At 44.4% G+C, this 13,092-nt stretch carries 13 protein-coding genes; all 13 read right to left on the bottom strand.

What is annotated here, in order from left to right; genetic code table 11:
• Positions 1 to 34: 34 nt before the first annotated feature.
• The 13 genes from HMPREF9429_RS09290 to dut all read right to left on the bottom strand — a co-directional run bounded on the left by HMPREF9429_RS09290 (position 35) and on the right by dut (position 13,091).
• Entirely contained in the window at positions 35 to 175 is a 141-nt protein-coding gene (locus tag HMPREF9429_RS09290) for a hypothetical protein (protein WP_198005684.1), read from the bottom strand.
• Between the two features lie 268 nt (positions 176 to 443).
• Complete coding sequence (locus tag HMPREF9429_RS08895; RefSeq protein WP_006942259.1) at positions 444 to 1,244, bottom strand: hypothetical protein; 801 nt, start codon at positions 1,242 to 1,244, stop codon at positions 444 to 446.
• Positions 1,241 to 3,682, bottom strand: a complete 2,442-nt coding sequence (locus HMPREF9429_RS05420; RefSeq protein ID WP_006942258.1) for a S8 family peptidase — start codon at positions 3,680 to 3,682, stop codon at positions 1,241 to 1,243. Before HMPREF9429_RS05420 ends, HMPREF9429_RS08895 begins: the two co-directional genes overlap by 4 nt.
• The gene (locus HMPREF9429_RS05415) at positions 3,682 to 4,779 is read right to left on the bottom strand and encodes an AAA family ATPase (protein ID WP_006942257.1); all 1,098 of its coding nucleotides are present in this window, start codon (positions 4,777 to 4,779) and stop codon (positions 3,682 to 3,684) included. The genes HMPREF9429_RS05420 and HMPREF9429_RS05415 overlap by 1 nt, the downstream gene beginning before the upstream one ends.
• Positions 4,780 to 4,957: 178 nt before the next feature.
• Positions 4,958 to 5,410 carry a very short patch repair endonuclease gene (locus HMPREF9429_RS05410; RefSeq protein WP_006942256.1) on the bottom strand — a complete coding sequence of 151 codons (453 nt, stop codon included), beginning with the start codon at positions 5,408 to 5,410 and terminating at the stop codon, positions 4,958 to 4,960.
• On the bottom strand, positions 5,410 to 6,258 hold the full coding sequence (locus tag HMPREF9429_RS05405) for a type II restriction endonuclease (protein WP_006942255.1): 849 nt from the start codon (positions 6,256 to 6,258) through the stop codon (positions 5,410 to 5,412). Before HMPREF9429_RS05405 ends, HMPREF9429_RS05410 begins: the two co-directional genes overlap by 1 nt.
• Before the next feature lie 87 nt (positions 6,259 to 6,345).
• Complete coding sequence (locus HMPREF9429_RS09285; protein ID WP_006942254.1) at positions 6,346 to 6,588, bottom strand: EcoRII N-terminal effector-binding domain-containing protein; 243 nt, start codon at positions 6,586 to 6,588, stop codon at positions 6,346 to 6,348.
• Positions 6,585 to 7,787: a DNA (cytosine-5-)-methyltransferase gene (gene dcm, locus HMPREF9429_RS05400; protein WP_006942253.1), complete on the bottom strand. Its 1,203-nt coding sequence runs from the start codon at positions 7,785 to 7,787 to the stop codon at positions 6,585 to 6,587. Before dcm ends, HMPREF9429_RS09285 begins: the two co-directional genes overlap by 4 nt.
• A gap of 316 nt (positions 7,788 to 8,103) precedes the next feature.
• Positions 8,104 to 9,486, bottom strand: a complete 1,383-nt coding sequence (rlmD, locus tag HMPREF9429_RS05395) for a 23S rRNA (uracil(1939)-C(5))-methyltransferase RlmD (protein ID WP_006942252.1) — start codon at positions 9,484 to 9,486, stop codon at positions 8,104 to 8,106.
• 12 nt (positions 9,487 to 9,498) lie between these two features.
• Positions 9,499 to 10,806 carry a thymidine phosphorylase gene (locus tag HMPREF9429_RS05390; protein WP_006942250.1) on the bottom strand — a complete coding sequence of 436 codons (1,308 nt, stop codon included), beginning with the start codon at positions 10,804 to 10,806 and terminating at the stop codon, positions 9,499 to 9,501.
• Positions 10,807 to 10,827: 21 nt separating this feature from the next.
• The gene (locus HMPREF9429_RS05385; protein ID WP_006942248.1) at positions 10,828 to 12,009 is read right to left on the bottom strand and encodes a phosphopentomutase; all 1,182 of its coding nucleotides are present in this window, start codon (positions 12,007 to 12,009) and stop codon (positions 10,828 to 10,830) included.
• A 17-nt stretch (positions 12,010 to 12,026) separates the two neighbouring features.
• Positions 12,027 to 12,572 carry an NUDIX hydrolase gene (locus tag HMPREF9429_RS05380; protein ID WP_006942247.1) on the bottom strand — a complete coding sequence of 182 codons (546 nt, stop codon included), beginning with the start codon at positions 12,570 to 12,572 and terminating at the stop codon, positions 12,027 to 12,029.
• Between the two features lie 72 nt (positions 12,573 to 12,644).
• Positions 12,645 to 13,091: a dUTP diphosphatase gene (gene dut, locus HMPREF9429_RS05375; RefSeq protein ID WP_083801176.1), complete on the bottom strand. Its 447-nt coding sequence runs from the start codon at positions 13,089 to 13,091 to the stop codon at positions 12,645 to 12,647.
• Position 13,092: the final 1 nt, after the last annotated feature.

The raw sequence follows: 13,092 nt of genomic DNA, 5'->3' as shown, positions 1-13,092 counted from the left end.
ATCTAATCTGTCACCGCCCATAAATTAAGTGACCTTATTTTTTCTTTCCAGGTCTGGTCTGTGCTAACGCACTTCCGGCTACCGACTTTGAGTCTTTGCCATAGCGTCCATCCTTCAAAATCTTGCTTGCCTTAGAAGCAACAGGTCTTGAAGTCTGCTTACTGTTTCGTGCCATCTCATTCACCTCCATTGCTGTTTCTATTAACAAGATATATGAACAGCTTTTGATTCAACAGACATTTAAAATGTCACTTCACGCCCTCAAAACGCCTGTAAAATGTAGGTTTTCTAAAAATGTCATAATTGCTTATGCCGCCTGTTTCCACATAATACTTGGCTTTCTCAAGGGACATTAATAATGTCCTAAAAAGCAAAAAAAATAGGCCAGGGACTTTTTATCCCTGGCCTTTGCCAATTCTTTATATCGTTTTCGCTTATATATACTAAGCCATTTTTTCACGCAACTTAAACTCCTGCAATTTCTGAGAACGCAAATATACATTGCACTCTTCGATTGTCCCTTTATATAAGACCGTGTATAAATATCTGTACGCACCATCCTGCCTTGTAGCTTTTGGAACTATACCCGCTTTCCTTAACAAGTCTTCTGTCAGCCACGGGTGAAGATGTAGTCCAATGCAAAGAGCCGTTACCGTTTTAAGTGTCTTTTCTTTTTCTTCTTTCTGACGATACTGCTTTATTGTGCTAAGACTTACCCACGACTCCTGTGATAACAATTCCTCCGTATAACCTTTTCTTTCCATATGGCTTTTTAGTGAACCCGAGAAACTCCCTGGAAGATTCATAATGATTTTATTAAGCCTGTCAATTTCTTTATTGATCAGTGTTGATTCCTTGTTTTGTTCTACTTCGGTTTGTGCACCAACAACTGGAAAAGCCTTTTCCAAAAAGCTTGCTGATTGAATTAGAATGTCAAGCGTGCTGCTTATAGTTACAGAAAGCGGTTGGCTCTCAAACTCATTTATATAATGAATCCCTACGCAACAATTAGAAATGTGTCTTCTTGCATGTGCCGTCAGATGATTTGTTTTGGGAGTAATAAACTCTTTCAGATTTACTACAAGATGGCGGTCTATCAAACGGATGACATCAAGATCCATAAGCACAGCAAGCCGAGGCTCTGAATAATAAAGATTCAGAACCTCAGACTCGGTAAGTTCGTAATTGACTTTATCACATTCCGAGTTTGTTACGCGATATACTTCCCGCTGCTTGGATATCACCCTATGCTGTCCTCCTCAATGTGAACATGTTCTCTGACTTCATTCTTGAGACGTACATTCGAATAAACGAAACCTCTCTGCTGTAATTGCTGTGTAACCTCATTATAAACAGGAGCCTTTCCTTCTGGATCTCGGATAGTCAGAAGGATACAAAATTCCTGCTCAAGCACTTCTCCGGTATCTCTTGCCTCTCGCTCAACCGCATCTCTGAAAAGGCCCTCAACCTTCATGTACCATTTCCTGCTGCCATCCAGATAATTTCTGCGGTTAGCTTCCGTCATCTCATCCAGATTAACTGCATATTTCTTTACGGGATAGTACTTCTGTCCAAGTTTCAGAAGGGTGCGTTCTCTACCGAAAACCTCTCCTTCCAACACATCAAAAACTTTGCTACTGTAAAGGCTGTCTTGAATAATATTTTTTGCATCCTTAGCACCATAAGGATTTCTAACGGTTCGCTTAGTTGTATCTCTCTCCTGTATATCTTCCATTGTTCCGAAGGCAACGTTGATATTCGACTGGCAATATTCTGCAGCCTCAGATGATCTCAAAATTGGTGCGCTTACCATTGTAACGGTTATCTGTCCATGATATCTGCCATCAGATCCAATCAGGCTATCAGCAAATGGAAAATCGAGAACATCAATAAACATTCCCTTTTGTAGAGTGTCCCTCAGAACAAGCGTTATCTCATTTTCCGAATTATAAAGTATATCTCCCGTCCCCTTGGGCATACCGAAACCCATGTATTTCTTCTTATCGTCCATTGTCATCTTATCTCCGGCAGGATATACGGAATTATGGATCATAAGGGCTTTTATTAGCAGTGGATCAAAATCGCCATCCAAAAGGAAATCTAATTCCGCAGCAATTCGTGCTACCCAAGGCGTGGAAAAACTGGTGCCTGGCGCATTTGTTGGAATACCGGAAGCATCGAATGCCTTAACTCCAGTTGTTGTCATTCTGCCATCAGGGAGCTTACCTGCGTTACCACCATAAGCAACAAGGTCTGGCTTTATGATATATGAGGGTCCAGGGCCTTTTCTGCTGAACGGAGAAGGCATATCAATTTCTGCAAAATCGTATTTACCTTTCGCATTTGCAATAGACCCAACAATGATAGACCGCACTGAGTCCGCCATTTTGGCAACCCTCTCAGTGCCTCCATTCATAAAAGCCGTACTGTTTCCGACCGATTTAATGATCAGCACATGGTTTTCATCTTCTATGTTGTCCAGTGCCATACCGTATTCTGAGAAAGAATTGGTATCGCATTCTTCGGTCGTTCCTGCAGACATCGTCCAAATCTTTATATCCGGGTGACGCTCGATTGCGTCACGGACATTGTCTATCAAATCTTCAGGATACACATTCTCTTTCTTTAGATTAGGAGCGATTACAGCCTCAAGCATCATCACCCCATCTGTAGAAGAATAATCCGTATTATTTAACTCATCGCTATATTCCAGAATAGAAGCAACTATTGAACCGTGGCTTTTGTCCTGCAGACTCGCTTCGTAATATTCTTCAGACTGACTAAGAAGCCAGGGGGAAAGATATCCGTTTTTCTGAATGCCGCTGTCAAGGACACCAACAACAGGATATTTTTTCCCTTCAACAGGACGTTTTACCGCAGGAACGGACATAGCATCAAATGAATCCAGATCCGCACGAATTGGTATCGCCTCTTCAATAGATTGGACACCCTCAAAATTACGAACGGTCTCCATTTCTTCCAGACAATCAAGACTAACCCTATATAGTCTCATGTCAGATGAATACCGTGTTTCTCTGTCGATTGTAATTCCATGTGCAGCACATTGATTCTTAAACAACGTCTGGGCTAACTGATTCCTGTGAGCATCCTGATAATTAATCAGTACCACACGATAGGCTTTGTTTTCCGGATTATAATCACCACTCCACGCTTCAAAAGGCTCGATATCAGCAATCGAAGAAATGATCTTTGCAGAGCCTTTCGTATCCTGCAAGGCCCTGTTGATATTTGAAATCAGTTCGTCTGTTGCTACAATGGATAGTAGCCTTCTTGTTTCTTTTGGTTCTTCCTTCTTGGGCTCCATACGGGATGAATCAACAGCTGCGGTTTCGGATTTCAGCTTTCTATCAGGCTCAATACCTATAACGTTGGCGTTGCTGTCACTATTGAGAAGATCAACGATAGCTTTTCTATGAGTCTTTGCGAGAGCTTCCTCGGTTACGGCTGTGGTCATAACCATTGGAAGTGCATGTTCCTCATTTTTATGTATCTCGAAATTGGCGGCAACCTTTGATAGACCGATTGTAAGATGCTGAGAGTGAGCAGCGAGTTCCCCATCTTTCAAGACCCACTTGGGAGGCTTATTATTACCACCGGCTTCTGTAAGTTGCTCGTCAATTTTTCTCTTCTCAAAAAATTTGATTGGCAATAGCTTATCCATTATTTATTCACTCCCTTCCCCAGAAAATTTCTAACTTGTCTTTCGGATATGGAGTAATATCTTGCGATCTGCTTTTGTGCAACACCGTTGTCATATAAAAACTTAACCGCTTCCTCCTGATTATAATTCCCGTGCCTCTTAAAAAGAAAAACTTCAACCAGATAATCAGCACATTCAATCTCTGTTTTATCTTTAAGAACAGCTTTTTTTAATACATTTTGAACAATATCTTTTATATCTGAATACGCCAGATTTTCCATGGAGTCCGTAATAGTTCTCCATTGTGGTTCATTGATGCCACTTTCATCGGCGACCTTAGGGAACTGATCTATAAATTTACGTATCTCTACATTTCCAGGTTTAGGAAGTTCAATAACAGCCTGAAATCTTCTCCAAACAGCGGAATCTAACATTTGAGCGTGATTTGTAGCAGCAATCAAAATACTATCCTGCGAAAAGTCGTCAATATTTTGAAGCAGGCTATTAACAACTCTCTTTAGTTCACCAAGTTCATGAGCATCATCCCTTGCCTTTGCAATAGCATCAAATTCATCAAGAAATAAAATGCAGGGTTGTTTTTTCGCAAAATCAAAAATACGGTGTATGTTCTTCGCAGTATTTCCTAAAAGAGAAGATATTAGAGTATCGAATCTCGCAGTAACGAGCGGCAATTTTAGTTCCGCGGCAAGATACTTTGCCGCACTCGTTTTTCCACATCCCGGAGGACCATATAGCAATAGAGTGCTACGAAACTCAAGTCCAAGAGATATCATCTTGCTTTTATTTTGGATTGTATCTCTGAAATCATTTAGCATGTTCTGTGCAGAGTCACTTAAAATTAGATTATCGACACCGGGGGCGTAATCAATATCTGCAATATCAAGTCGGCTTTCCTGATCCACCGGCATGGCTGTCAATGCATCCATAGCAGTATGGCCATTTCCCATCTTTTCCAGTACGGATAAAATTCTGCTGCTCGCACGCTCTTCTCCATCGCCGCTTAACTTTTTTGCAAGAAGACGTGAATAGCTTGCCACTTTCGTTGGATCTTTTCTCAAGCCGGCTTCTATGATTTTGGTAATCTCAGTATAGTACATAGAGGCCTCCTTTCGGCTGAGGTGATAATATCATAATATCGGAGCGTTGTCAATAATATCGGAGCATTTTAACGATTTTCGGAGCGTTATTGCTTTTAATCGTAGCGTTACGATTTTGTGATTCTTCACACAATAAAAGCCGAAACAAAATGTCTCAGCTTTTAATGATAATATCTGTTTATATCTCTTTAAATTTTTCTTCTGATCGTAAAAAATCTTCTATCTGACTCAACACCTCATCAGAGTATTGTTCCTGCCTCATCATCTGTTTTATCGTGCATTCCCAAATGATCAACGTTTTAATTCCAGCAGCTTCAAGTTCGGTTCTGACCGTCTGATCCCTCTCTACATTTTTCTGAAACTTGTCTGTCCAAAATTCAATTCTGCTTTTTGGCATGTATGCATATCTACACCCATTATGCCTGTGCCAGAAACAACCGTGAACAAAGAGTGCCGTATTATATCTTGCAAGCCATGCATCCGGATGTCCCTGCACATTTTTCACATTCTTCCGGTATCGATATCCCTTTGCAAACAGCTTCCTTCGTAGCCAGATTTCCGGTTTTGTGTCTTTACTACGAATTCTCGCCATGTTAAGACTCCGTTCTTCAGGGGATTTGATATCCGCCATCAGATAATACCTTCCATTTCCCTCACATAATTCACAAACCTACCAAGAGTCCATATGCGATCCCGCTTTTCCTTCGGATATGCTGAATGATAAGCTTTTGGAACAACAAGAATTACTTTCTCGGCCTGCATTTCATCCATCTGCGCCGCCGATATACCCTGTTGCATAGTACAAAGATATTTACTCTCATCGCGAAGTCTGTCTGCCTCATTAAGTATTTGTCGCCATCTGTCCTTACAGGTGGTTTTGGCTGCCAGTGTGCAGAGTTTCTCAATTTCAAACGTCATATCATGATATGCTTCCTCTGACGGGAATAGAAAGTCCGGCTTTTTATTTCCCTCTGTAACAGCCTGTGCTGCATATTGTATTCTGTTCTCATCAAAAATTGCAGAGAGATGATGCTCGAGGCTCTTTCCGGCACGGCTTTTTCGCCGGTTCAACACACGGTTTGCCATGATAACAAAATCATCAACCGAGGCAAACCCACCGGCTACAACATCCCCATACCTCGCATGTTCAATAGCCCGGAAGAGTGTATATTCCTGATCCGTCCATCGCAGAAGAATGGAGTCAGGATCTTTTACCGCGAGCATTTGATTCAAATACACCTGATTCTGGATGATTCTTGCTGCCTGTGACATTTCTGCTGATGCAGGAAAGTCCACCTTCAGTGTTTCAATAAACGAATCTATAGCCTGTTTTTCCCGAATTTCAGGGCTTACTCGATTAATCTCTATTGGCCTGTTTGTCTCTGCTGGAGTTAAGCCAAACGCATCAAGGAACTGCTCAATGTCATCATCTGTATTCAGAATATACCCGCGATACTCTTCTTCTGAATCCTTCACCATGACAAAAAGGGCCCCAGTGAACTCTGCTGAAAGCGGCGATTTTCCTCTTCCAAAACCCGTTATTCTCAGTTCGTTTTTACTTTCATACTAGGTAAAAGTACAGTCTGTAACGTAATCTTCCTGCCAGCGAATCCGACCATATTTCTTAAGAATATGATTTTCCCGCATTTCATCATCCGTCCAGAGCATGGCCTTAGCGGATTTTGAAATCAAAATCCCAGACTGATGACCGCCTGTCTCACCACTGTCATTTGCTGAAAGGAACTTGCAGTATGAAGGACCGCCGCTCAGCACAGCACCGATTGCTTTTGTCGTAATTTCGTTATTCATGCCATCACCGCCACTTTTCTTCCATTGGTTTCATCAGTTTCGTAAATGAGTGCAGCCCTCTGATCCTGTTGTTTTTTCTTCTTCTTTTCAGCATCAAGTTCCTTCATTTTATCCACAACAAGCTGTGCGACATTAGCCATCAACGGGACGACAACAGAATTTCCAAACTGTTTATACGCCTGCGTATCAGAAACCGGAATAATAAAATCATCCGGAAATCCCTGGAGTCTTGCACACTCCCGCGGAGTCAGTCTTCTTGGGTTTTTTCCTCTCTGCTCAATCAGGATCTCTGATCCATCCTTATAATAGCGGGCGGATAATGTTCTTGACACACCGTTTGGATCAGCGATGCCGTAACCAAATCCGTTGCCTGCAGCACGGTGTTTTGCCGCATAATTCTGAAGATATGTCCAAAGTTTATCTGTCAGTGTGTATTTGTCGTCTACTTTTGTTTCAAGAATTGCTTTTATTGCAGGCTTTGGATTAACAGGTGCAATGCTAAAGCGGAAGCCAATATCTCTTCCATATCTCTTCCTGTCAAAACCTACAATCAAAATACGTTCCCTGTGCTGTGGAACATAGTTCTGCCCATCAAGTACGGCATGGAATACTTCATAGTCCAATTCTTCAAGGGCTTCGGTAATAACTTTGAATGTTCTGCCCCTGTCATGGCCTTTAAGGTTCTTCACGTTCTCCAGCATAAACGCTTTAGGTCTCTTGGCCTTAAGAATCCGACAAATATCAAAGAAAAGGGTTCCCTGGGTCTTATCCTCAAACCCGGTCGCTCTTCCAAGACTTTGCTTCTTTGATACGCCGGCAATTGAGAAAGGCTGGCAGGGGAAGCCTGCAACAAGAATGTCATGATCAGGTATACTGTTTTCGTCCACTTTAGTAATATCGCCATCCGGCTGTTCTCCGAAGTTTGCAAAATAAGTCTGCTGACTGTACTTGTTCCACTCGTTGGAGTACACGCAATGACCTCCAGCCTGCTCATAAGCAAGTCTCATGCCTCCTATTCCCGCAAAAAGGTCAATAAAAGTAAAATCAGCTTCTGGCTGAACATCCCTCATTTCACGTGTCAGGAACTGCATAAGTGCTGTAGAAACCGCATCCTGCATTGAAATATTAGTATCATCGTTATATTTGGAAATAGCCTCATAGACTGCATCATCCAGTCTGACATGTATCTGTTTCGCCATTTATGTCCACTCCTTTATTATGGGGATTTAATTTGTATTAGTTCTTTCCCAGCATACCAGAAAATTCCCCATTATTCAAGACGATGGATTTAATTTGGTATATTTTATTTCCCCTATATCCGCCCGCAGAAAATCCCCGGATACATGACAACAGTTCTGTAGTCTCAATACGGCAAAAAGCAGTTCTGTAGTTACAACCCTCATGTTTCCAGTAGTCAGAACTGTTGTCAAACGGTCTAAAAAAGGGATTCCGATCACCCGCCCGAATCCGGGCAGTTCTTCGGAATCCCTTGATTTCAAGGCTATTTGTGTGCTATTAGACCTTTACTCTTGACATCAAACAGGCAGTCTCCACATGATGGGTTTGGGGGAACATGTCGACGGGTTGAACTTTTTGTGTTTCGTAGCCTCTCGTTTTCATGTATGCCAGGTCTCTTGCCAAGGTCGCCGGGTTGCACGACACGTAGACGACGCGTTTCGGTCTGACGCTTGCAATGGCGTTCAGAACTTTTTCCTCACAACCCGCTCGGGGGGGATCGATGACAATGACATCGGGTTTTACACCGCTTCTCAACAGTTCGGGAAGTTTATACGCCGCATCGCCGCACATAAAGTGAGCGTTCTTCACTCCGTTGTCCCGTGCGTTTTTTACGGCGTCGCGAATGGCCGGTTCGACGATTTCAATGCCGTAGGCAAACTTGGCTCTTTCGGCTAAAAAGAGGGTAATGGTTCCTGTACCGCAATATACGTCCACTACCGTTTCATTTCCTTTAAGGTCCGCATAGGACAGAGCCGTATCGTAGAGTTTTTGAGCCTGTTCGCTGTTTACCTGAAAGAAGGATTGAGCCGATATTCTGAAACTCAAGTCGCCGATGGAGTCGGAAATAGTCGGACTTCCGTAAATGACCTTCGTCTTGTTTCCCAAGATGACATTCGTATGGCGAGAGTTAATGTTCTGAATGACGCTCGTTAGCCCCGGCACATCTTTGCGCAACATTTGCACAAGTTCTTTCATATGCGGCACCATGGGTACGGCCGTGACGATACAAACCATGATCTCACCCGAATGAACGCCGGTTCTGCCCATAATATGACGGATCATTCCCGTCCCTTTGTCTTCGTCATAGGCGGGAATTTTATATTCCTTCATCCACTGCCGAACGACGGGAATGATTTCGTTATTGCCCCCTTTTTGAATGGGACAGGCATCAATGTCGATAATGCGATGCGACTTTTCGGCAAAGCAGCCGATATGAAGGCTTCTTTTATCGCCCCCCACAGGTAGCTGCATCTTATTGCGATAGGCCCACGGGTCATCGGCTCCCAGCGTCGGCAAGACGGGAACATCTTTTAACTTGCCGATCCGTTCAACCGCATCCTGTACTTGTTGCCGTTTTTCCGCCAATTGTCCTTCGTACGACAGATGCTGTAACTGACAGCCGCCACATTCGGCATAAACACTGCAAGGCGGTTTTACCCTGTGTTCCGACGGCTTTTGCACCTTCTCTAAACGCCCCGTCGCATATTGTTTCTTTACAAAGGTAATCCGTGCCGTCACCGTTTCTCCCGGCAAGGCTCCGTCTACAAAGACCGTAAAGTTTTCCACTCGTCCCACGCCCTCACCGTTTGACCCGAGACGCAAAATATCGATAGTATATGTTTTTCCCTTTTCTACAGGAACTTTAAATTTTTCCGCCATAACTACTCCCGTTTACCCATCTATTATATCGGCAACAACCGATTCTTTTTCAGTAGGCTCTGTTTCTTCTATCTGAAAGGCCACACGTACCCGTTCTTCATATGCAGACGTATCAGCCCCCTCACCCCCGTATAGGGTACATAAGAGGTCGCCTGCTTCCACCTTATCATATACTTCTTTATGCAAGGCGAGGCCTGTATACAAGTTGATAACATCATCCTTGTGAGCCCTACCGGCACCCGTTTCCATGGCGATCTCACCCAAGGCTCTGCCGTCTACATGCACGATAAAGCCGTTCTTTTCAGCTCGTATGTCTCTTGCATTTACTCTTTTTGTCAGAGGACGCACGCCTATAAAGGACGTATCTCCCCCTTGTGCTTCTAAAAACTCCTTAAATTTTTGAAGGCCCGACCCGTCGTTGATGTGTTCTTGTAAAATCGTCCGACCTTCTTCGGCTGTAGCAACGAGTCCCGCCGACTTCAGCATATAGGCACCGACAGTAAGAACCACTTCTTTCAGCCTTTTACCGCCTCTGCCTGAAAGAACGTCGACGGCTTCATCAATTTCCAAGCTGTTGCCGATACTCATGCCTAACGGCGCATTCATAGATGTCAGGACAGCCGTCGTAGGTTTTCCTGACGCCACGCCGATATCCACCATGGCTCGTGCCAATTCAAAGGCCCGTTCCTTCGTTTTCATAAAAGCTCCGCTACCGTATTTTACATCCAGGACAATAGCATCCGCTCCGCCGGCAAGCTTCTTACTCATAACGGAGCTTGCAATAAGCGGTATACTTTCTACCGTCCCCGTTGCATCTCGCAAGGCATACAAAAGCTTATCGGCCGGTGCCAATTCTCCCGACTGTCCGATGACGGCCAAGCCGATACGATTGACTTGATTGAAGAATTCTTCCTTTGATAAGGTAATGCGAAATCCCGGTACGGATTCAAGTTTATCCAAGGTACCGCCCGTAAATCCAAGCCCGCGGCCGCTCATTTTCGCTACCTTCACACCTGCCGCCGCAACAAGAGGTGCCACGATGAGGGTTGTCGTATCGGCAATGCCGCCCGTACTGTGCTTATCTACCGTAACGCCTTCAATGGCCGACAAATCAACGACATCTCCCGAATTGCGCATAGCCTCCGTAAGAGCCGCTGTTTCTCTTTCATTCATACCCTTCAGGTACACAGCCATAAGCCACGCCGCCGCCTGATAATCTACAACTCGGCCTTGCGTATAGTCTTCTATAAATTTTTTAATTCGAGACGTACTCTGCTCCTTGCCGTCCCGTTTTTCTTCTATAAAGTCGACAGGCCACATAGTCCGTCCCTCCTCCGGTTACTATTTCAAGTCATTCAAAAAAGAAGTGCCGAAAGGCAACTTGCCCGCATCAAAGTTATCCATAATCGTTTGACCCAAGTCGGCAAAGGTCTTGCGCGTTCCCAAATCCGTACTTTCCGTAAGGCCCGGACTGTACGCAACGAGAGGAACCTCTTCTCGCGTATGGTCCGTACCCGACATAGTCGGATCGTTGCCGTGATCGGACGTAATCATCAAGAGTTCGTCATCTTGCAACAAGGGTAAGAGTTCTCCTAACATGGCATCGAAGTCTTCCAGGCACTGTGCATATCCTTGAGCATTGCGCCGATGACCGTACATACTGTCGAAGTCGACAAAGTTGGCCATAAGCAAGCCTTCCTTGTCTCGATGCCTTTTCAATTCGCGAATAAGAAAATCCATATCTTCCCGATTATTTGCCGTATGATAACTTTCCGTAAGGTCGATATGAGCATAAATATCACCGATTTTACCGACGCCGATGACTTTATATCCATTTTCTTTTAAATAGGAAAAGACCATTTTCCGCTCCGGCAGACGACTGTAATCTTGACGATCTCCCGTACGCACGAAATTCCCCGGTTCTCCCACAAAGGGACGGGCAATAACACGCCCCACTTCGTACGGCCCTACGCATACTTCCTTACGTGTCACTTCGCAAATACGGTAGAGTTCTTCCAGGGGAATGACATCCGTATGAGCCGCAATCTGAAAGACACTGTCTGCCGATGTATAGACAATGGGCTTTTTCGTCTGTATATGTTCAGGACCGAGGCGAGCAATAATTTCCGTTCCCGACGCCACTTCGTTACCGAGCCATCCATGGCCCGTTTGTTTCGTAAACGCATCCAGTAAGTCTTGCGGGAAGGCGTCGTAAAAGACGGGGAAAGGATTTTCCACGGGATTTCCCATAAATTCCCAGTGGCCGCTCGTCGTATCCTTGCCGTTGGAGATTTCTCTCATACGTCCGTACGAACCGATGATTTTCACGCCTTCAGGATGAATGTGTGTCGCCTTTTCCCAACCGAGGCGGCGCAGATTCGGTATCTTAAGACCACCCGGCACGGCTTCATCAATATGCTTTAACGTATCGGCTCCTTCATCACCGAAGCGTTCGGCATCGGGAGCTCCGCCGGCACCGACACTGTCCGTTACGATGACAATTATTCTTTTAAAACGTTTCATAATGTCCCCCTGCCCGCTTATTTTCCGAGCATGTACTTACGAGCCTTGAAGAAGCAGGCAATGGTCTTCGAGTCGACGATTTCATTATTGTCAATCATCTTTTCCACTTCTTCAGGCGTGTAATATTCAATATTCATAAATTCATCTTCATCCAAATGCTGAGTCCCTTTTTTCAGATTCCGTGCCGCATATAAGTAGAGACATTCATCCGAAAAACCCGGTGACGTATACACATGTCCCAAAGGAATAAGCTCACCCGTAACGCCCGCTTCTTCTTCCAGCTCACGAGCTGCACAATGCAAAGGATTTTCTTCCTTACTGTCTATTTTCCCCGCCGGAATTTCCAAGAGTACCTCATCCGGTGCATACCGATACTGGCGCACGAGAATGATCTTTCCCTCCGGCGTAATCGGCAAAATGGCACAAGCCCCTTTGTGACGTACCACTTCTCGCGTCGAAGTCTGATCTGTATCGTTAATACGTACTGTATCCAAAGTCAGATGCAATACATGTCCTTTAAAAATATCTTGACTGTCTATCATTTTTTCCGTACTGATACTCATGTGTCTCCCCCTTTACAATACAAAAAAGGCACTACACTGTTATTATACAGTAGAGTGCCTCTTTCCGCTAACTTATTTACCTGTACTGCCGATGCCGCCCGTCCGCATTCCCGATGCGGCGTCTTCATCGACCGTTAAGTATTTCATAAAAATCCCCTGACCTATACGATCACCCTTTTCAACCGTATAGGGCGTATCACCCGTGTTGTAGTAGGCAATCATAATATGCCCTTCATTGTCGGGGTTATTATAGTAATCGCTATCCACAATGCCCGTGCTGTTAGCAAGCATGAGTCCTTTTTTAAAGGCCAAGGATGAGCGAATAAAGACGGACAGATATTCGTCATCGCCCATATAGGCCTTAAGACCCGTAGGAACGACGGTTACGGCATGAGGTGCCAAGACCTTCGTTTCTGCCGCTTCCAAATCATAGCCCGCACTTTTAGCCGTCTTCCGGGACGGTATGTGGATACCTTGTCCAGCATAAGCCGAAACGATTTCAAATCCGCGCTGTCTCATC

Source organism: Megasphaera micronuciformis F0359, assembly GCF_000165735.1.
In the GTDB taxonomy this organism is placed as follows: domain Bacteria; phylum Bacillota; class Negativicutes; order Veillonellales; family Megasphaeraceae; genus Megasphaera; species Megasphaera micronuciformis.
The sequence above is the reverse complement of the archived record's forward strand: the minus strand, read 5'-3'. Positions and strand labels throughout refer to the sequence as shown.